Here is a 20,603-nt window from a genome sequence, read left to right as displayed (position 1 = left end):
CAGGCATTAGGCCTTAGCGCGTTCTTCCAGGATGGCAACAGCTGGCAGCTTCTTGCCTTCTACGAACTCCAGGAAGGCACCACCACCGGTGGAGATGTAGGAAACCTTGTCCGCGATACCGAACTTGTCGATAGCGGCCAGGGTGTCACCACCGCCAGCGATAGAGAAGGCCGGAGATTCGGCAATCGCCTTGGCGATGATCTCGGTGCCCTTGGCGAACTGGTCGAATTCGAACACGCCGACCGGACCGTTCCACAGGATGGTCTTGGCATTCATGATGATGTCAGCCAGAGCCTTGGCAGAATCCGGACCGATATCGAAGATCATATCGTCATCGGAAACGTCAGCCACAGACTTGGTGACGGCTGGAGTAGATTCGGAGAACTCCTTGCCCACCACCACGTCAGTGGTAGCCGGGATAGAGGTTTCTGCAGCCAGCTTCTTGGCGGTGTCGATCAGATCGTGCTCGCACAGAGACTTGCCAACGTTGTGGCCAGCCGCGGCGATGAAAGTGTTGGCGATGCCACCACCAACCACCAGTTGGTCAGCGATCTTGGACAGGGATTCCAGTACGGTCAGCTTGGTAGAAACCTTGGAACCACCGACGATAGCAACCATCGGACGAGCCGGCTTGTCCATCGCCTTGCCCAGTGCTTCCAGCTCAGCAGCCAGCAGGGGACCGGCACAGGCAACGGTAGCGAACTGAGCCACACCGTAGGTAGAACCTTCAGCGCGGTGAGCAGTACCGAACGCATCCATAACGAAGACGTCACACAGGGCAGCGTACTTCTTGGCCAGCTCTTCGGTGTTCTTCTTTTCGCCCTTGTTGAAACGGCAGTTTTCCAGAACGACCAGCTCACCGGCGGCAACTTCTACACCATCCAGGTAATCCTTGGCCAGGCGGACCGGGCAGGACAGCTTGTCTTTCAGATAGTTAACAACCGGCAGCAGAGAGAACTCTTCGTTGTACTCGCCTTCGGTCGGACGACCCAGGTGGGAGGTAATCATCAGCTTGGCGCCCTTTTCCAGAGCCAGCTTGATGGTCGGCAGAGTGGCTTCGATACGAGCGGCGGAGGTAACCTTACCATCCTTCACAGGTACGTTCAGGTCGGCACGAACCAGTACGCGCTTACCAGCCAGATCCAGGTCAGTCATTTTGATAACAGACATATTCAGTCCTCTATGGATTTTCAGACAAAACAATGAGCCTGTTTTTCCCATCAGACCTCAGGTCTCATGGGTGGCAACCGTACGGGCATCCGGCCCATCGCGGAGTACCAACTGTCTCGTGCAGTGACCAGACAGTAAAAAGAGGGGAGAGAAACGCCGTCTCTCGGCGGCAGGCGGGCATTTAGCCACAACCCCTGCCCTTGCGTCTTGACGCATATCAGGCCACAAGCAGAAAAACCGGTAACAAAATGTGACATGGCGCAGGGACGGTTCAAACGATTTTCCACCTGCATCACAGACAACGGCTTTGCCGCTGCGGCGCAACGAGTTTACTTGGCTTGACCGGTAAAGGCGAGAGTCAGACGGGATTTTATGCAAAAAAAACGGGAGCCGAAGCTCCCGTTATGCATGACGTCGTACTCAGAACAGGGACTCAGCCTGAGCAACCACGTTGTCGACGGTGAAACCGAATTCCTTGAACAACAATTCGGCAGGAGCCGACTCGCCGAAGCTGGTCATGCCAATGATCTTGCCGTTCAGGCCGACATACTTGTACCAGTAATCCGCAATCCCGGCTTCAATGGCCACGCGACGCGTTACAGCCGCCGGCAGTACCGACTCCTTGTACTCGGCGCTTTGAGCATCGAACACATCGGTCGCAGGCAGTGAAACCACACGTACCTTGCGGCCCTTGCCTTCCAGCTCGGTAGCCGCCGCCATGGCCAGTTCAACTTCCGAACCGGTTGCGATCAGGATCAGATCCGGGGTACCGGCCGCATCCTTCAGCACATAACCGCCCTTGGCCACATCGGCCAGTTGCTGTTCGTTGCGAGCCATCTGTGCCAGATTCTGACGGGAAAAGATCAGTGCCGTCGGGCCATCCTGACGCTCAATGGCGTACTTCCAGGCTACGGCTGATTCGACTTGGTCACACGGACGCCAGGTGCTCATGTTCGGCGTCAAACGCAGTGAGGCGATTTGTTCGACCGGCTGGTGCGTCGGGCCATCTTCACCCAGACCGATGGAGTCGTGGGTGTAGACGAAGATGGAGCGTTGCTTCATCAGTGCCGCCATACGCACCGCGTTACGGGCGTATTCCATGAACATCAGGAAGGTCGCACCGTACGGAATCAGACCACCATGCAGGGCGGCGCCATTCATGATGGCAGACATACCGAACTCACGAACACCATAGTGCACATAGTTGCCAGCGGCATCGTTCGGCGTGATGGATTTGGAGCTCTTGTGGATGGTCAGGTTGCTTGGAGCCAGGTCGGCAGAGCCGCCCAGCAGTTCCGGCAACAGGGCGCCGAAGGCATCCAGTGCATTCTGGCTGGCCTTACGGGTTGCGATCTTGGCCGGATTGGCTTGCAGTTCGGCAATGAACTTGGCGGAATCGGCCGCCCAGTTGGCTGGCAATTCACCGGCCATACGGCGTTCAAATTCAGCTGCCAGCTCCGGATAGGCAGCGCGGTAGCCAGCCAGACGCTCGCTCCACTCGCGTTCAACCACGGCACCATCTGTCTTGGCATCCCACTCGGCATAAATGTCAGCCGGAATGTCGAACGGCGCATGGTTCCAACCCAGGAAGTCACGTGCGGCAGCGATTTCCGCTGCCCCCAGCGGTGAACCGTGGCAATCATGAGAGCCGGCCTTGTTCGGCGAGCCGTAACCAATCACTGTCTTGCAGCAGATCAGCGTCGGCTTGTCCTGTTCGGCACGCGCGGCCTCGATGGCTGCCTTGATGGCTTCGGCATCGTGACCATCCACGGCACGGATGACATGCCAACCATAAGATTCGAAACGCGCAGCCGTATCGTCGGTAAACCAACCTTCCACGTGCCCATCGATGGAGATGCCGTTGTCATCCCAGAAGGCGACCAGCTTGCCCAGCTTCAGGGTACCGGCCAGGGAGCAGGCCTCGTGGGAGATCCCTTCCATCATGCAACCGTCACCCATGAACACATAGGTGTAGTGGTCAACAACATCATGACCCGGACGGTTGAATTGGGCGGCCAGCACCTTCTCGGCCAGCGCCATGCCAACCGCGTTGGTAATGCCCTGCCCCAGCGGGCCGGTGGTGGTTTCCACGCCTGGCGCATAACCGTATTCCGGGTGACCCGGCGTACGGGAGTGCAGTTGGCGGAAGTTTTTCAGGTCGTCGATGGAGAGATCATAACCGGCGAGGTGCAGCAAGGAATACAGCAGCATGGAACCATGACCGTTGGACAGAATGAAGCGATCACGATCGGCCCACTTCGGGTTGCTCGGATTGTGCTTCAGATAGTCGCGCCACAGCACTTCGGCGATATCGGCCATCCCCATCGGGGCGCCCGGGTGACCGGAATTGGCTTTTTGCACGGCATCCATACTCAATGCACGAATGGCATTGGCTAACTCTTTACGAGAAGGCATCTGTAACTCCTGGGGTCTTAATTGCTCTATGCCAGTTTGGGGCGCGTATTGTCCCAAACACCCTGTTGCTGCGCAAATGTTATCTCGAATCTGCGCAGTTGTTATGCGAACGCAAGCGTTATCGCCGAGCAAGGATGCATCTATATGGCATGGGCTCGATTTTGGACTATTTTTTGCTGGCAAAGGCGACACAGTGAAAATAGAATAGACGTCCAGATGTGAATACATCTATTCACAACCCTTATTCCACTCGCGATGCCCGGCGTCGCCCGAACAGTAGAGAGAATCATGGCCCGACTGTTTACTTCCGAATCTGTCTCTGAAGGACATCCCGACAAGATTGCCGACCAGATTTCCGATGCGGTGCTTGATGCCATTCTGGCGCAAGACACCATGGCGCGTGTCGCCTGTGAAACCTTCGTCAAGACTGGCATGGTCCTGGTTGGTGGTGAAATCACCACCTCCGCCTGGGTTGATATCGAAGAGCTGGTGCGCAACACGGTGCGCGAGATCGGTTATGTTCACTCCGATATGGGCTTCGATGCCAACTCCTGCGCCGTACTGAGCGCCATCGGCAAGCAATCCCCGGATATCAACCAGGGCGTTGACCGCAAGGATCCCAAAGAGCTGGGTGCCGGCGACCAGGGTCTGATGTTCGGTTACGCAACCAATGAAACCGACGTACTGATGCCGGCACCGATCACCTATGCCCACCGTCTAGTGAAGCGTCAGTCCGAAGTGCGCAAGAACGGCACCCTGCCGTGGCTGCGTCCGGATGCCAAGAGTCAAATCACGTTTGCCTACGACAGCCATGGCAAGATCCAGGGTATCGATGCCGTCGTGCTGTCTACCCAGCACGACGAAGCCATTGGCTATGACGATCTGGTTGAAGCGGTACGTGAAGAGATCATCAAGCCGGTACTGCCGTCTGAATGGTTGACTCGTGATACCAAGTACTTCATCAACCCGACTGGTCGTTTTGTCATCGGCGGCCCCATGGGTGACTGTGGCCTGACCGGCCGCAAAATCATCGTCGACACCTACGGCGGCATGGCCCGTCACGGTGGTGGCGCCTTCTCTGGCAAGGATCCGTCCAAGGTTGACCGCTCCGCTGCCTACGCCGCACGCTATGTGGCCAAGAACATCGTCGCCGCCGGACTGGCCGACCGTTGCGAGATCCAGGTCTCTTACGCCATCGGCGTCGCCGAGCCGACCTCGATCAGCGTCGAAACCTTTGGTACCGGCAAGCTGGATGAGTCCGAGCTGATCAAGCTGGTGCGTCAATTCTTCGATCTGCGCCCCTATGGCCTGATTGAAATGCTGGATCTGAAGCGTCCCATCTATCAGGCCACAGCCGCCTACGGTCACTTCGGTCGCGAAGAGTTCCCGTGGGAACAGACTGACAAAGCCGCACTGCTGCGTGATGCGGCGGGTCTGAAATAAGGCCAAGCTCCACAGCATTGAAAAGAGGAGGCCCTGGCCTCCTCTTTTTTTGTTCTGTTCTTACGCCCTATTTTTACGCCCTATTCTTTCATCCCCTTCTTACACCCTCATCTTGCCCCTCTGCCAGGGATCAGGATTTAGGCACTACGCAGGTATCACGCTTCAAGCGATAGAGATAAGTGCCGTCACTGGCTTTGAGCACCTGCTTGTCGTTACCCACCTGCATGATGGTGTCGGTCGTCGCGGCCCCCACCGGATAAGCCTCCGGATCCGAGCTGCCACTGATGGTCAACTTCAGCTGGCCGGCTTCAATCTTCCAGTGGCCATGCACGGTTCTGGTCGGTTTTTGGCAAGCCACATCGGCGTAGGCATAACCATCCACCTGGCCGTTGGCGTGATAAACGCTGATGAAGCCATGCTTGCTGTAATCAGCATCCTTGGGGGCTATCACCCAGGAGCCAACCTGTGCCTTGGCCAGCGCATCATCACTCATCCCCAGATCCGGTGCCTCGTCGTCAGGGTCTGCGGCGGCCAGAGCCGGCCATGGCGGATTGAAAACGGGATTTTCGCTGCCGGGAATAAAGCGCAGCGTAATATCCTGATTATCTGCCGGGTTCCTGGCGGTGAGGTGCAACAGGACTGAACGCTCTCCACGGTCATAATGCAACTTTGGTCGATCACGACTGATCTTGATGTCGCCCTCCGCGGTCTGGCTGATCAGCAACATCGAGTAGTTATCCTCACCCAGGCTGTTTAACTCGCAGGCTCGCAACAGCCCCTTCTCTCCAACCCGGACCACCAGCGCACAAGGTACCTGTTCGCGCCCGACATACAGACGCATGGTGCAACGATCATCCGGACATTGATCCTGGTAAATCCCGTTAGGGACCCGGGAGGCACACCCGGCCAGAACGCCCAGCAGCAAAACGACTAAATAGCGCAAAAGAGCCCCTTATCGTCATCCAATCCATCAACAAACGCCGAGCCGCATCTGCCATGACAACCAACACCCGGCCCGGCGCGCTCATCCACTCCGCCTGAGCGACGGGCCATGCCCACCTCATGCGATAAGGCGTTGATACTAACCGAGTTAGTTGCCAGACCCAATCATTACGCTCTGATTTGGGGGCAAGGCCGCACTTAACCGGCGCGCGCCTCCCGCTCCAGCCGGCAAAACAAAAACAGACAGGCGGTGTCGGCCGCCTGTCTGTTGATTTGTCGTTATTGTTTTCTGCCAGCAAAATAGGCAGACCAGTTTTTTGCCGTGCTCTCTGCTGCCGGTCACGCCGGTAGCGGAGGGCGGTGCATGGTCATCGTGTTCTTCGCTGTCCGGTCAGACCGGGACAGGTTGCATGGCGTTTATTATTATCCGGTTGTTGTAGGTTGTAGGCTCGTTCAACCGTGCCGCACATTGAACTTGGCACGGGAGCATTCGGCCTTGTTGCCATTGGCCGCATTGCTGCAGTCCACCACATCATTGCGCTGGTGAGCGTTGACCTTGATGCGCACACACTCATCCTTGTTGCCATTGGCCGCATTGCTGCAGTCCACCACATCATTGCGCTGGTTAGCGTTGACCTTGATGCGCGCACACTCATCCTTGTTGGCATTGGCCGCATTACTGCAGTCCACCACATCATTGCGCTGGTTAGCGTTGACCTTGATGCGCACACACTCATCCTTGTTGCCATTGGCCGCATTGCTGCAGTCCACCACGTCATTGCGCTGGTTAGCGTTGACCTTGATGCGCGCACACTCATCCTTGTTGCCATTGGCCGCATTGCTGCAGTCCACCACGTCATTGCGCTGGTTGATGTTGACCTTGGTACGGGCACAGTCGGCATGGTTACCGTTGCGGACGTTATGGCAGTTGACGGCATCCGCCGCCATCACACTGCCGCACAGACCGAAACTTATTGCGGAAACCAGCATCAGCTTGTTCATGCTCAGCATACTTCTCACCTATTTTGCCAATCGTTGTAATGTTCTGTGTTCTCCGGGCAGCAGCGCGACAGCGCCGATGTCCGCGGCATCATTTCAGGCGAAAAACAAGTTGGCAATCCCCCCTGTTCACACCACGGCATTGCGACGCACATCACATTAAACGAGTATAAAAAAGGCGTTTTAGTAGCCAATTCGGTTTTCTTTACACTAATCGCGAAAAAAGCAGGTTAAAAAAACATATGCCGATTTTGTTGTTTTTAACGTATCGGAAAAAACGAGGTAAACCAGGTTACGGCACATTTTGCTCGAAATCCGACCAGTCGAGCGTCTCTCACATCACTCGGCGCTCCTTTGCACAACTTTACATAGCCGCAGCCCTGACTGTCGGCCAACCAGCGCTTACCCGGCACCTCATCACCGCAACCCGGTGACAAAGGCCACACCGCGAGATTCACCCGCCCCGGCAGCGGCGTCTGATGGTGGTGTGCGTGACGCCTTCCACGGCGGCCGTTACAAGCCGCTGCTGGCCTGCTTGCTGGTCATCACTTCGACACTTGCCGTCTGGCCGGCAACCAGGAGCACACCGGCGGGTAACGCCTCCAGGGCGATGCGCACCGGAATGCGTCGCGCCAGGCGCACCCATTCAAAGGTCGGACTCACCGCCGCCAGTTCACCCTGGCTGCCACTTTGCACATCATCCTGAATGCCACTGGCAATGCTGCTGACATGGCCACGCAGCGGTGTCGTCACCCCCATCAAGCGCACCTCGACCGGTGCCCCCAGTTGCACCCGAGGCAGCTTGGTCTCCTCGAAATAGCCGATGACATAGAACTCGTTTGCGCTGAGCAGTGCCAGCACCGGGCTGCCCGCCTGCAGATAGTCGCCGGCATGCAGCTTGAGGTTGGTGACATAGCCATCGCACGGTGCCCGCACCTGGGTACGCGTCAGATCCAGCCGCGCCTGTTGTAGCGCCACCTTGGCCTGTTCCAGCTCGGCAGCGGCGATACGCGCCTCGGAAATCGTCTGCTCGCGCGTCGCCTCACTGATCATCTGGTTCAACTTTTGTGCCCGGCTGGCGTCCCGCGCCTTTTGTGCTTGAGTCAGGGTCAGGCGTTCAACATTGGCCTCAGCCTGCGCCACCGCCAGCGCAAAACGGCTGGGATCAATCGCAAACAACAGATCGCCCTGATGAACATGCTGATTATCCACTACCCGCAACTCGCGGATAAAACCGGAGACATCACCGGCCACGCGCACCAGTTCGGTCCGCACCCGCGCATCGCGGGTCCAGGGCGCCGACTCGTAATAGTCGTACAGATGTACCGCCGCCAACACGGCGCCGCCAACCAACAACAGGGTTGCCACCACCCGTGGCAACAGGATCCAGAATGAACGCATCGCGATGCTTACCTCTTACATCATGACCGGCAGCTGTTGCAGCAGTTGCCACAGGCCCCAAATACTCACCACCAATACTGCCAGTCGCGCCAGCTGCGGATGCCACAGCCAGCGGTAACAGGCCGCCGGGATCAGCGGCTGCAACAGCAGTGCCAGACAGCCGGCCAACAACAATGGCGACAACAACAGGCCGCCCAAATCCAGCTCCAGCATGCCTACCTCCGAAATGCGCGAATAAAGAATGACTGGTGCAGCCGTAACGCCAGCAGCAGATGGTCAAATTGCTGCAAGGCGGCCGGCGGCGTCGCCCCCGCCGGTTGCAACAGGTACTGACGACTCTGCTCGAGGGTCTGCAGCAGAACGGGAAACCCCGACGCACGCTGAACCGGTGGCAGGGTAAAAAACGCCCTCAGTGCCTCGCGGCTGGCTTGCAGGGCTTTTCGTCCGTGCGGCAACAGGTGTCCGGTCTGGCTCTCGAGCCGCAACAGGCCCAGCCCCATGCGGATCAGCGCGCCGCCGCCACCGAGTACGCTGCGCGCCTCATCACCACAGCGCTGTACCATCCCCAGCAGGATTGCCTGGCCATGGCTCTCGAACCCGGCCCGCGTCACGCCACTGCCCGGCAGCAAGACGCGCAGCAACGCCTGCTCCAGCGCACGCTGCAGACGCGGCAGCTGTACCTGGGCGCCGAGTCGGCGCAGCACACCCGTCAGCAACAGCGGGATGCCGATCCCCACCTGCTGCGCCACCCCCATGTTCAGGAAGGTGGTAAAGCTCATGCGCGCATCGTTGTTCAAGGTCAGCATCGCCAGCGTGCCCAGTACCAGCGGCACAGTGCGTGCTGCCGTCGCGGGGCGCGCCATGCGCCGCCCGCCCCAGATAAAGAACGGCAGCAGCACGGCGATCAGACCCGGTAAATCATCCACCCATGGCAGCAGGCCGAACAACAATAGCCCGGCAATCGGAATCGACAGCAAAGATCCGATGAAGAAGCCTTTGGCCGGCAGCAGCGGGTTATCGCTGGCGGCAAACAGCGAGCAGGCCACCCCGGTCATCATCACCGCCAGATAGCCGCTCGACCAGCCGGTCAGCATCCAGCCCAGGCCGCACAGCAGCAGCGAGATCGATCCGGTCGCAGCTGCCTGCAGCGCGCGGCCGACATCGACATGGGGATGGCTGCGCCGCACGCGCCGACGGCGCGTCGGTGCCTGCTCCAGCAAATCATGCAACTGCTGGCGCAGATGGTGACTCTGCCACCAGTAGCCCAGCAGCGCCGCCAGTCGCGAGGCCGGTGTCAGCTCATAGGCCTGCTGCAGCGTCTGTAACGCCGGCGACGGCGCGCCCAGGCGCGCGCCACGCTGCAATGTCACCAGTGCCTGCTGCGCCTCGGTCAGCAACGCCTGCAGCTGGGGCGCCTGTCGTTGCTCGGCCGACAAGGCGTGCAGCAAATCGCTCAATTCCAGGCCGAGGGTCAGCTGCGCCTGCAGTTCGCCGTGTAATTCAATCAGCACCGCCTGATGGGCGCGCAGCCGTGCCGAATCGCTAAGCGCCTGGGGACGCAACTGCTCCAGCTGCCCCAATTGCAGCAGCAGGGTGTCCGGGCCCATCGCATTGGCGGCAGCCTGACTCTCGCCCGCCTCGGCGCCGTGCAACACCTGTTGCTGCCAGCCGAGCAACTGCTGCTGCCACTGTGCCAACTGCTGCAGAAAGCGGGCATCGGTACGCCGCGGCCACAACAGCAGATCCAGTAGCAGATAACAGCTGATGCCGATGGCGATCTCCTCGACCCGGTTCAGCGCCACCATGAACAGGGTGTCGGGGTGATCGACATACGGCAGCGTGATAAACAGCGCCGTGTAGCCACTGAGCAGAAACGCGTAGCTGAACAGGCTCTGTTCCAGCAGCGACAGAAAGATGCACAAGCCCAGCCACAGCGCCAGCGCCGTCAGGTGCAACAGCGGCCACTGTACAAACAACGTGGTCAGCAGCAGCGCCGCCATACCGCCAACACAGGTACCGGCCAGCCGTGACGTGCCTTTGATCAGGCTCAAGCTGGCAAACGGTTGGGCGACGATATAGGCCGTCATCATGGCCCAATAGGGCCGCTCCAGTCCCAGGTGGATAGAGCAGGTAAACGCCAGCATCGCCGCGCTGAACACCTTGATGGCGAACAGCCACTCCTGCGTAGCCGGATGGGAGCGCCATGTATGCAGAGACATCAGAATAACTTGGGAAACCAGTAGAAAGAGAGAGGACAAACGGTCATGCCCTGAACTTGTTTTTACAGTATTACTTTAAAAGCCACTAGAATAGAGGCCATTTGCTGCATGGAGTATTAAGCAGGGCTTCATAATGGAACAGATGAAACGGTTAGCGCTGTTTGCGCAGGTAGTGGAATCCGGCTCGATGACGGCGGCGGCTCGGCTGCTGGAGATGAGCCCGTCAGCGGTCAGCCAGCAGGTGCGCCAGCTGGAACAGGAGACCGGCGTGGTGCTGCTGCACCGCTCCACCCGCCAGCTGACACTGACCACTGTGGGTGAAGGGGTGTATGAACACTGTCGCGAGATGCTGCACGCAGCCCGGGCGGCCGAGGCGTTGCTGGCGGCGCAGCAGGATGCCCCCGGCGGCGAACTGCGCATCGCCAGTACCATCATGTTCGGCGCCCAGCACCTGGGGCGGGCGCTGGCACCGCTGCTGCTGGATTATCCGCAGCTCGGACTGCGCATCCTGTCGACCAATGATCCGGTCGATCTGATTGCCGAACGCGTCGATCTGGCGATCCGGCTGGGCGAGGCCGAAGACTCGAATCTGGTGGCGCGCAAGCTCGGCTCGCTGCGCTATGTGCTGGTTGCCGCCCCCGCGTATCTGGCGCGCATGGGCACCCCGGCCGAGCCGGAAGATCTGCAACAGCACCAGATGCTGATCCTCACCAGCCGCAACAACCCGACCCGCTTTCCGTTCACCCACCTGCACAGTGGCGAGGAGCGGGTGCTGGAGCTGAACGGCCGCATCCAGGGCAATGAGTCCCAGGCCCTAGCCACGCTGAATCTGCAGGGCCTGGGGCTGTTTCACCGTTTCGAGCTGGATATCCAGCCCGAGCTCGCCGCCGGCAGTCTGGTGCGCGTCTTGCCGCAGTGGCAGTTGCCCCAGGTCAACCTGTATGCGGTCACCACCAGCCGCGAGGCTTTGCCCGCCAAGGTGCGCTACGCGATTGCCGCGATCCGTCATTACCTGTTGCAGGCCCAGCATGCCGGCGCCGCCATCGAGGTGGTGCCGGAATAACCCCCTGCCACCCGCCGCGCCTGGTCACCGCTTGCGTGTCGTGCCTGTCACTCGGCCTCGACCTGCCCGTCGCGTTGCCAGTGGGTTTTCTGCGCAAACAGGTAGTCGTTGCTGGTGTATTTGAGCTGCCCAAGGCGCAATGCCCAAATATCGGTGCGCTTGAGCCGGGCGATGGGGTGACGCACGGCAAAGCACTCCAGTGCCGCGTCGGCCTCGGCGCCGTCGAGCAGTTGTGCGCGGGCGGTAAACTGCAGGCCGCAGATATCGCGCCAGTGCTCGGGTTGTCCGCTGATGGTGCCGGCCACGACGGGCGTCTGCGTCATCTGCTGGCCGTGGCGTGTCTTCAGGCTCGTCAGCACAATCAGTTGGCCCGCCGCCAGATCACAAGCATAAAAACAGCTGGCAGCCCAGAGCCCTTGTGCATCCTGCACCGCCAGGCTCAACACATGATGGCGTTGTAAAAATTCGGCGATCTTGCCCGGAATTGGCGTCATGCCCCTCTCCTTTGCTTCGGTATTCGGCGCGGCAGTGCGCCGTTTAGCGCCGCAGATACTAGCCGTCGCGCCGGCGCATCACAACTCCGGGCCGGAGGGTCGCCAGCCCTCCCCCGAGGCGCAGCACGAGCCAGAACACACCATACTGAAGATTCATCGCTGGGCCGACTCAGCGAAATGACCTGGATGCACGCTGTCGGAAAGCTCAACGCAACCGGTTGCATTGCTGTACGGAGACTGGCATCATGCCGTTCATTCCTCGCGGCTGAAGCCGACAGCGGCCACAGCAGCGACACCTCATTTGCAACAGACAACCACGCGGAGGCGTTATGCAACACTCATTGCCAGAAGACTTCTTATGGGGCGGCGCCGTCGCGGCCCATCAACTCGAAGGCGGTTGGGATCAGGGCGGTAAAGGACCAAGCGTCGCCGACGTGCTGACCGGCGGCGCTCACGGCGTGTTGCGCCGCATCACCGACGGCGTGGTCGAGGGCGAGTTCTACCCCAACCACACCGCCATCGACTTCTACCACACCTATAAACAGGACATAGCGCTGCTGGCGGAAATGGGCTTCAAGTGTTTCCGCACCAGCATCGCCTGGACGCGCATCTTCCCGCGCGGCGACGAGATGGAACCGAACGAGGCCGGCCTGCAGTTCTATGACGATCTGTTCGACGAGCTGCTCAAGCACGGCATCGAGCCGGTGATCACCCTGAGCCACTTCGAGATGCCCTATCACCTGGCGCAGCACAACCACGGCTGGCTGGATCGCGCCGTCATCGACCACTTCGTGCGCTTCGCCGAGGTGGTGATCCGCCGCTACCAGCACAAGGTGCGCTACTGGATGACCTTCAACGAGATCAACAACCAGATGAACACCGACTCGGATCTGTTCGGCTGGATGTGCTCCGGCGTCCGCTTCAGCCAGCAGGCCGATCCGCGCCAGGCCATGTATCAGGCGGTGCACCACCAGTTTGTCGCCAGCGCCCGAGTCGTCAAATTCGCCCACGATCTCAATCCGGCGCTGAAAATCGGCTGCATGTGCGCCTTCACTCCCTACTACCCCTACTCCTGCCACCCGGACGATGTGGTACTGGCGCAGCAGGCGATGCATGACCGCTACTTCTTCACCGATGTGATGGTGCGCGGCGCCTACCCCCGTTACGCGCTGCTCGACTGGCAACGCCGTGGCTTCGACATCCAGATGGCGCCGGACGATGCCGCCATCCTGGCCGCCGGCACCGTCGATTACATCGGCTTTAGCTACTACATGTCGAACACGGTGCAGGCCGGAGAAGCCAAATCCATCGCCGAGAGCCAGGACGCCAGCTCCCCCTACTCGGTGGCCAACCCGCACATCAGCAGCAGCGACTGGGGCTGGAGCATCGATCCGGTCGGCCTGCGCTACGCGCTGAACTGCCTGTACGAGCGCTATCAGCGGCCGCTGTTTATCGTCGAGAACGGCTTTGGCGCCATCGACAAGCCGGACGCCGACGGCGAGATCCGCGACCCGTACCGCATCGACTACCTGGGCGCCCATATCCGCGAGATGATCAAAGCGGTGACCCTCGATGGCGTCGATCTCATTGGCTACACCCCCTGGGGCTGCATCGATCTGGTCTCGTTCACCACCGGCGAATACAAGAAGCGCTACGGCTTTATCTATGTCGACCTGCACGACGACGGCAGCGGCAGCGGTGCCCGCCTGCGCAAGCAATCCTTCGACTGGTACAAGCAGGTCATCGCCAGCAACGGCCGCGAGCTGTAACCAGCCGCGACTGGTAACGCGGAGCGAAGTAACCGGCGCGCCGGTTTGTCATCCCGCCATAACGAACCAGGCCCGGCAATGCCGGGCCTGGTTATATTCATATCATCGATAAATAACCTGTTAAGGCTGAATTATCCGAATCAGATAGTTAATTTATTTAGTCCGCGGCTGTGGCCTTGGCCTCCGCAATAATAGTTCCATCTATATCATCAACCAATTGCACCACAGAGCTCTCCATCCCTAATACGCCTTTCACGGAATAACTATGTCCTGCCTGGGGCGTAAATGTGAATTTACCCTGCACTGGTACCGGATTTTCACTAATCCAGCTCCCCACGGGTGCGGCGTAGACTTTCTTGGCCATGACAGACAGTGCAATTTTTTCGATTGGAACCTGACGTGAAATCAACTCCGATGTCAAAATTGCTCCGTTTCCATAACTCTTATTCAATGACGCAGCAATACTGTTCGCCACAGGCTTATAATCCACCTGATAAACCACATACATGTACGCAGAGGTACCTGTCTGGTTATCAATGGTATCGGTAATATCAGCAACAGGACCTGTATATCCTTCAGGCACCGGCTCGAAGGGTTTATTGGCACATGCCGTCAGTGTCGACATTGCTAGCAGCACAGACGCAAGACGAAGATATTTGTTAATCATGGGGCCTCATGAATGATTTTTTGCTTGATGAATTGGTTGACTGATTAAAAAGTCTAACTTTAATCAAGACATCAACAACCAAAAAACAAATCGAGTTTTTTTACTAAAATTATGTGACCAATCCCTTACCCACTCTTACACCGCACATTAATACGAAATAGTGTACTGACCTCGTCTGAATCTATTTCCTTAAATATAACGAACCAGGCCGGCAATGCCGGGCCTGGTTGTCTTTCTACCGTCGATGCGCCATCCCTGTGTTAACCGTGCCGGTAAATCCTGCTGTCAAGTTTCAAATGGATGCGCTACCTTAGCCCGGCCCCATCATTCAAGGACGAAATATGGCCGCCCCCTCCCGACAATTTTGCTGGTTATTCTGGCTGCTTGCCCTCAACTGCTCGGCAGAAGAGAAAATCGGCCCGTCGTTTGATTGCCAGCGTGCCAGGCTGGAGATCGAACAGGATATTTGCAGTAACGACGTATTGGCGCGGGCCGATCAATTCATTCATGACTGCTATCAGGCCTTGCTCAAGCTGAGTCCGGATAAGAATAAACTCATCGCCGAACAACGTGCCTGGCTGCAGTCGAGAAATCACTACCGCGACAACAATCGCAACCAGCGCTTCTTCAACAATCAGGAATTTATCGCGGGTAGCTATGACGAAATTGTTCAACTGTACGATGCGTTTGCTAGCCGGATAGCCGAGCTGTTTGAACAGCTACCCCCCTCACAACAACGGCAGCTGCGAGAGCACTACTTAAGGCAAATGGGATTTCGGAACCCACCTTCCAATCCGGTGGCTAAATGGATCGATCAGCAGGAGAGAAATTATGCCTTCGAGACCTTAGCCAATGATTGCAACCGGGTAACGTGGGATGTTCTCCGCAACGATCGCGGTCTGGCTGTCGTGATGAATACCTATTCCTATCAGTGTGGCGGCACCTCATGGAGTGGCACGTCGCTTGAGGTCTACTGCATCAACCATAACCAGCTCACCCAGGTGGATGCCTCGCCACTAAATAACGAATTCGAGCGTGTCCAAGCTGCTCAGAATCCAGCCGATCAGAATGATGACCAACTCATCGCGTTTGCCGATCGCCTGTCGACCAACACCCTGTGTGGCACGACAAAATAACCATGCTAACTGGTTATGGCCGTGGATATTCAGATACTGGCGCAGCAGCGCGCTGCCTTATCAAGGATGAAAAATGATCCATTCCACCGCATACCGCAGCGGGTTGCTACTGCTGCTGATATCCCTCAACTGCTCGGCAGAAGAGAACATCGGCCCGTCGTTTGATTGCCAGCGTGCCAGGCTGGAGATCGAAAAACAGATTTGTGACGATCCCCAACTGGCCCTTGCCGATCAGATCATCCATGACAGCTATCGCCGCTTGCTCAAACAGGCGGTCGAGCCGCAAGCCCTGATCGCCGAACAACGCACCTGGCTAAACGCCAGAAACAACTTTCGCGACGAGCAAAAAAATAGCGTTTTTTTCGACGGTGAAACCTTCGAGCAAGACAGTTTTCGCGAGTATGAACAAGTCCACAATGCCTTTGCCAGTCGCCTGTATGAGCTATTGTACCGGCTCCCCAAGGCGCAACAGCAGGCGCTGCGCGAAGACTACCTGCGCCGTATGGGCTATCGCCACACGCCAACCGAACCGGTGGCCAGGATGCTCTACCTGGAAGAGCGCGATTACGCATGGCAGAACATCACAGATGTGTGTTATCAGCTAGCCAAGGAGGTCATCCGCAATGATCACGGCATCGCCGTGGTGGCCAGGCAAAGCAACTATCTGTGTGACGGGAGATCCGCGATTTCCACAGCAATAACCGCCTACTGCGTGAGCAAGCAGACCGTCACCGCCGTCGATACCAGCCAATTACAGAGCGCCATCGGCATTGATGCGCCCAAGATCTCTATCGACGATGAACGCATAGTGACATTTGCCCACCGCCTGTCGGCCAAAACCCTCTGTCCACCGGCCCGGTAACCTTGCCACATGTGTCGTAGTCAGGCGTGGTGTGCTCACACTCATCGCGGCGCATGGCCTGAGCCAGACCTAAGTCCGGACGAAGAAAGCCAACACATAGATTTGCGTCAGCGCACTACACAGACAAAAGCCGATGATTGCCATCGGCAGCGGAAGCCGCGTGAAACCGGGATGCCAAAGCCGCGCCATCCCCGCAGCGAACAGTGCAGCGGGTAGCGCAGCCAGCCCCAGCCAGCCCAGCAGATGCGGCTGAACCTGAGTTCGAAACAGGCTGAACAGCAGACTGGCCAGCAGCGCGTTGCCGGTGACCGCCACCAGTAACACGCTGACCTCACCAGGCGAAAAACGCAGCACCTTGAAGGTCGGGCGCGCTGCCACCGGCGACCACTGCCGGAAGCCATTCATCACTGAATCCGCCAGCGGCGGGGCTGGCAAATGCACCTCAAGCGTCTCGCCTGTGCTCTGGGCGATAAGCAGGGTGTGAGGTTGCCGGCCGTGGGTGAACGCCACGACATGCCGCCAGGGTAGCCGTTTGCCATTAATCGACAGTCCGGACGCATCCAGTTGATAGCGCTGCTCGGGTAACACGAAGGCGGCCAGCGGCATTAACAGCAGCAGACAGGGCACGCCCCCCGCCACCGCGGCAAACCCGGCCAACGGCAGTGGCAGCCGGGTGGAGATGGCACTGGCGCCGAGCCAGATCAGCGTCGTGATCAGCAGCGACAGGAACAGTGAGCGCCGCCACAGCGGGAGCGCCTCATGCCAGGCCTGCCGCGCCGCCCGCGTCCGCGGCGGTGCATAGGTCCAGCGGATCCGTTCACTCATGGGTACCTCGCTGATTTAGCGGCTATCACAGGCCGGAGGCCCGGCAACGAGCCACTACGCCCGATCCGCCTTCTGACTGCAGAGCGGGTTGAATGATATAGCGTGTTTGCCCGTCATAGCGGGCAACCCGCACTGTGTAGCGGCCCGGCGTCATGACAGCGCCAAGCCAGGGGGGCAGCCGGGTAAGAGGCTGACCGCCCAGCGCGTACGGAAACACGCTGCCATGGGGATTGGGGGTGTGAACAACCAAGGCGTCGCTTGCCGAGTCCCGCGGATGAACCAGGGCAAACAGCTGATAGGGCTGCTTGCTCGACTCAAGTTCCCGCCGGGCGCCAGCCAGTGCCGTGAACAGCGCCGTCAGGTGGCGGTGGCGATGTGGCCAACCGAGATTGCCTATCCCTTGTACATCGAAGTGCTGATGCCACAGGTCGCACCAGCGGCGTTGTTCAAGCCCCACCCTGAAGCGCCGGGCCTGGGTGAACAGGTTAAAGTAATAGCCCGTCTCGGGCGCTTGCGGTGACGATGGCATGCTTGTTGTTCCTATACCGTGTCATTTATCGGCTATCACACCGAACCCGTGCCCATCAGGGGCGAGCAGATCGCCAACGTTGGAACAGAAAATACAGCGCCAGATAACCGCCCGACTGCAGCCCGACGAGCAGCCAGAGACCAATATGCCCTGACTGACCGGTCAACCACTGCGTTATCCAGCCATACCCTACCACGGGCCACAACAGCAGCGAGCCGACAACCACCTCGCTCGACGCGATAATGTCAGTTATCCCTGCGCGTTGTGCGCTCTCCAGATAAACAGCCCCATGCCAGAGCAACAGATAACCCACCACAGTCAGCAGCAGAACCGTGGCAAGCCACAACCCTTTTCGGGACATCATCCCCGCCCTCTGACCGTTCCGGCCATCCGCCACTCGACACCAGCCATATCCGCGATAGGTGGCAATTCATGCCCCCCCATGGCGCCGATTCCCCCTGCGCCACCCTGACCAGAGCGTCAATAGCAGCCATAACAGCAAAAAATAGCAGACCGAGAACACAGCCCCGGTGAAGGGTGCCAGCGTGCGGCCCGTATCGGCAATCACATCCAGCATGGCCTTGTCTTGTTGCGGGGTGATCTCGCTCCCCGAAAATACGCCATCACCATTCAGATCAAACGAGGCCAGGGTGTTGTCCAATTCATATTGGCGATACACCGCCGAGGCGATGATAAACAGGTAAACCACCAGAGCCGACAGCAGCGCCCTGAGATAACGTTTCATCCTGCCCGCACACAAACGGTCATTGGCGATGCCGATGACAACCGGGGTGAACAGCAGTCCCCCCAGGACGATAACTAAATTCATTTTTTCCCTGTGCCTGCCGGCGTCATTATCAACATGTCAGCGCCTGCGGTGGAATATTGTTGCGCGGCACCGCCTGGTTTTTAAATTGGATCGGCGCCAGCCCCGTCATGACAGAAAATAAGCCACGCCTGCCCATAGGCCATCTCTGGCGTAAAGACGCAACCTGGCCCCGCCCGGCGAGGACCTGAAGGTTCACCTATTTACCCAGCGCCATGGAGTCGACGTCGAGTCGTCCACCGCACTTTCTGCAGACCCGGTTCAGGAAGCCGCCATAATAAGCGACACCGACTATTTCTCCCTGGTAGGTCACTGGCATATTACAGTGCGGGCACGTCAGCCGGTCGAGGTAACGTTTAATCATCAAGGGCAGCAACAGCCCCGCCAGCGCGAAGAGACTGGAGAGCCAGTATGCCGCCAGCCCGATAAGGCAGACTAACCAGAAAACAGCCAGCCACACTATGAGGAGTTTGTTATAGACTGACATTCCGCCTCACCTGCCACGCATTGCTCATTCAAAAACATCCTTGCTGACCATGCTCCGATATATCGCACCGCTGAAGCTGCATTCATAACTCCCTTCTGCTCCTGCCCCCAATTCATAGGCAGCAAAGAGTAGCGTGGCGCTCTGCCTGGTCAGCACCCATGCGTCCATATCGTAAGCCTTGCGTTCAATATCCGGCAGGTAGGAGGCTCTGTCGGGCTCGATGCCCATCTCCGCCTTGTTGTCGCGGATTTGTTTATCGCAGCTGCTTTTTATTAAATCCAACGCTGCAGCATTAAAGACGTCGTCATATTCGGCATCCCGCCCTTCCTTGAGATTCACATTAACGGTAGACACGCCGCCCTGAGCGCCGGCGGTATGCGGATAACCGGAGCCGTCGATGATCGTCACCGATATGAAGGCTGGCGAGAAGTCATTTATATCTGCCTGCATGGAGATGAAATACCTATCCGCTTCTTCGGCCGGTTCGGCAAACCAGGTTGCCTCACGAATAATGGTTGCCATGCGCGCGTTAAATTGTTGCGGTCCTTTGGTTGTCGGCCGGTTGAATTTGAACAATTCAATATCCACATTCGTACGAGCCTCTTTGGTATTGGCCTTTTGAAAACCAATATAAGGCAGCAACTCCAGCACAGCATCAGCCCCTTGAATTCGCAGAGGTGAGAAATAGCGTAAACGCCGGTCGGTGATCTCCTCCAGACAATCGACGCGTGTCGACTCGACGCTATCACCGCCGCAGCTTGCATCCCGCTCCGCCAGCCACTTCCGCTGCGACAGCCTGATCTGCTGCTTATTTTCGCTGACGCCGAGCAGAGCCTGATATTTTTTATTTAATGCTTCATCCTTTGCCTTGAGGGTCTGATGACTACAAATAGCGTGCTCGACGCCGGTTTTAGCCTGGGCACAGTCAAAAGCCATGGCGGGAGCCGACAGGCTCGCCATGATCAACCCTAATATGTAACGCACGGTTCCTTCCTGTTATGTAATATGCTGACGGAAAGTTATTAATCCGGCCGGAATAGCACGTCGGTGCGATTAGAACAGCGTAATCGCACGCATGAATTAAATCAGCGGCATAGGATTAAGAAGCTAAAACACAGCGAATTAATTAGATGATGAAGTTATGATTCATCCTCATTTTTTAAATCTATTTATTTTTATAAGCACGTAGATTGGACTGAATAAAATGAAGTCCAACGTTTACCGCGTTTAAGTTAAATGCCATGATCTAGTCATAATCTTCCGTTTAACCAGCAGCATTGTTAATTTATAAAAGACGTTAGCGGCTCGGTAAACGTTGGGCTTCGCAAGCTCAGCACAACCTACGAGCTCAAAATT

General features: G+C 58.0%; 20 protein-coding genes. 5 read left to right on the top strand and 15 right to left on the bottom strand.

Annotation, left to right across the window (positions count from 1 at the left end; all coding sequences use genetic code 11):
• Positions 1-6: 6 nt before the first annotated feature.
• The gene (locus ACFOSS_RS02130; RefSeq protein ID WP_377150364.1) at positions 7-1,170 is read right to left on the bottom strand and encodes a phosphoglycerate kinase; all 1,164 of its coding nucleotides are present in this window, start codon (positions 1,168-1,170) and stop codon (positions 7-9) included.
• Positions 1,171-1,590: 420 nt separating this feature from the next.
• Positions 1,591-3,585, bottom strand: a complete 1,995-nt coding sequence (gene tkt, locus ACFOSS_RS02125) for a transketolase (protein WP_377150362.1) — start codon at positions 3,583-3,585, stop codon at positions 1,591-1,593.
• A 288-nt stretch (positions 3,586-3,873) separates the two neighbouring features.
• Here tkt and metK point away from each other — a divergent pair, with 288 nt between their 5' ends.
• Positions 3,874-5,028, top strand: a complete 1,155-nt coding sequence (metK, locus tag ACFOSS_RS02120; RefSeq protein WP_377150361.1) for a methionine adenosyltransferase — start codon at positions 3,874-3,876, stop codon at positions 5,026-5,028.
• 130 nt (positions 5,029-5,158) lie between these two features.
• On the opposite strand, the gene ACFOSS_RS02115 is transcribed toward metK, so the two are convergent.
• From ACFOSS_RS02115 to ACFOSS_RS02095, 5 genes are all read right to left on the bottom strand, one after another.
• Positions 5,159-5,869, bottom strand: a complete 711-nt coding sequence (locus ACFOSS_RS02115; protein WP_377150360.1) for a hypothetical protein — start codon at positions 5,867-5,869, stop codon at positions 5,159-5,161.
• Positions 5,870-6,423: 554 nt separating this feature from the next.
• Positions 6,424-6,972 (bottom strand): hypothetical protein, encoded by a 549-nt coding sequence (locus ACFOSS_RS02110; protein ID WP_377150359.1) that lies wholly within the window; start codon positions 6,970-6,972, stop codon positions 6,424-6,426.
• Between the two features lie 510 nt (positions 6,973-7,482).
• Entirely contained in the window at positions 7,483-8,370 is an 888-nt protein-coding gene (locus tag ACFOSS_RS02105; protein WP_377150357.1) for an efflux RND transporter periplasmic adaptor subunit, read from the bottom strand.
• A 15-nt stretch (positions 8,371-8,385) separates the two neighbouring features.
• Positions 8,386-8,583: a DUF1656 domain-containing protein gene (locus tag ACFOSS_RS02100; protein ID WP_377150356.1), complete on the bottom strand. Its 198-nt coding sequence runs from the start codon at positions 8,581-8,583 to the stop codon at positions 8,386-8,388.
• 2 nt (positions 8,584-8,585) lie between these two features.
• Entirely contained in the window at positions 8,586-10,589 is a 2,004-nt protein-coding gene (locus ACFOSS_RS02095) for an FUSC family protein (protein WP_377150355.1), read from the bottom strand.
• A gap of 133 nt (positions 10,590-10,722) precedes the next feature.
• Between ACFOSS_RS02095 and ACFOSS_RS02090 the strand changes: the two genes are divergently transcribed.
• Positions 10,723-11,652 carry a LysR family transcriptional regulator gene (locus tag ACFOSS_RS02090; protein ID WP_377150354.1) on the top strand — a complete coding sequence of 310 codons (930 nt, stop codon included), beginning with the start codon at positions 10,723-10,725 and terminating at the stop codon, positions 11,650-11,652.
• 47 nt (positions 11,653-11,699) lie between these two features.
• Here ACFOSS_RS02090 and ACFOSS_RS02085 read toward each other — a convergent pair whose 3' ends face one another.
• Positions 11,700-12,146, bottom strand: a complete 447-nt coding sequence (locus tag ACFOSS_RS02085; protein ID WP_377150353.1) for a pyridoxamine 5'-phosphate oxidase family protein — start codon at positions 12,144-12,146, stop codon at positions 11,700-11,702.
• A 329-nt stretch (positions 12,147-12,475) separates the two neighbouring features.
• On the opposite strand from ACFOSS_RS02085, the gene ACFOSS_RS02080 reads away from it, so the two are divergent.
• Positions 12,476-13,915, top strand: coding sequence for a 6-phospho-beta-glucosidase (locus ACFOSS_RS02080; RefSeq protein ID WP_377150352.1), 1,440 nt, complete (start codon positions 12,476-12,478; stop codon positions 13,913-13,915).
• 157 nt (positions 13,916-14,072) lie between these two features.
• Here the strand turns inward: ACFOSS_RS02080 and ACFOSS_RS02075 are convergent, their stop codons facing one another.
• Positions 14,073-14,582 carry a hypothetical protein gene (locus tag ACFOSS_RS02075; protein ID WP_377150351.1) on the bottom strand — a complete coding sequence of 170 codons (510 nt, stop codon included), beginning with the start codon at positions 14,580-14,582 and terminating at the stop codon, positions 14,073-14,075.
• A 341-nt stretch (positions 14,583-14,923) separates the two neighbouring features.
• Between ACFOSS_RS02075 and ACFOSS_RS02070 the strand changes: the two genes are divergently transcribed.
• Both ACFOSS_RS02070 and ACFOSS_RS02065 read left to right on the top strand, forming a co-directional pair.
• The gene (locus ACFOSS_RS02070; protein WP_377150350.1) at positions 14,924-15,718 is read left to right on the top strand and encodes a lysozyme inhibitor LprI family protein; all 795 of its coding nucleotides are present in this window, start codon (positions 14,924-14,926) and stop codon (positions 15,716-15,718) included.
• Between the two features lie 73 nt (positions 15,719-15,791).
• Positions 15,792-16,580 carry a lysozyme inhibitor LprI family protein gene (locus ACFOSS_RS02065; RefSeq protein WP_377150349.1) on the top strand — a complete coding sequence of 263 codons (789 nt, stop codon included), beginning with the start codon at positions 15,792-15,794 and terminating at the stop codon, positions 16,578-16,580.
• A gap of 69 nt (positions 16,581-16,649) precedes the next feature.
• Here ACFOSS_RS02065 and ACFOSS_RS02060 read toward each other — a convergent pair whose 3' ends face one another.
• The 6 genes from ACFOSS_RS02060 to ACFOSS_RS02035 form a co-directional block, all read right to left on the bottom strand.
• Complete coding sequence (locus ACFOSS_RS02060) at positions 16,650-17,405, bottom strand: hypothetical protein (RefSeq protein ID WP_377150348.1); 756 nt, start codon at positions 17,403-17,405, stop codon at positions 16,650-16,652.
• A 25-nt stretch (positions 17,406-17,430) separates the two neighbouring features.
• Entirely contained in the window at positions 17,431-17,934 is a 504-nt protein-coding gene (locus tag ACFOSS_RS02055) for a hypothetical protein (protein WP_377150347.1), read from the bottom strand.
• Between the two features lie 55 nt (positions 17,935-17,989).
• Entirely contained in the window at positions 17,990-18,295 is a 306-nt protein-coding gene (locus ACFOSS_RS02050; RefSeq protein WP_377150346.1) for a hypothetical protein, read from the bottom strand.
• Positions 18,296-18,364: 69 nt separating this feature from the next.
• A complete protein-coding gene (locus ACFOSS_RS02045; protein ID WP_377150345.1) occupies positions 18,365-18,763 on the bottom strand; it encodes a hypothetical protein in 399 nt (132 codons plus the stop codon).
• Positions 18,764-18,959: 196 nt separating this feature from the next.
• The gene (locus ACFOSS_RS02040) at positions 18,960-19,247 is read right to left on the bottom strand and encodes a hypothetical protein (protein WP_377150344.1); all 288 of its coding nucleotides are present in this window, start codon (positions 19,245-19,247) and stop codon (positions 18,960-18,962) included.
• Between the two features lie 24 nt (positions 19,248-19,271).
• Positions 19,272-20,231, bottom strand: a complete 960-nt coding sequence (locus tag ACFOSS_RS02035; protein WP_377150343.1) for a DUF3298 domain-containing protein — start codon at positions 20,229-20,231, stop codon at positions 19,272-19,274.
• Positions 20,232-20,603 lie beyond the last annotated feature (372 nt).

This window comes from Pseudaeromonas sharmana (assembly GCF_042649925.1).
GTDB classification, from domain to species: Bacteria; Pseudomonadota; Gammaproteobacteria; order Enterobacterales; family Aeromonadaceae; genus Pseudaeromonas; species Pseudaeromonas sharmana.
This window is presented reverse-complemented; position numbering and strand designations above follow the sequence as displayed.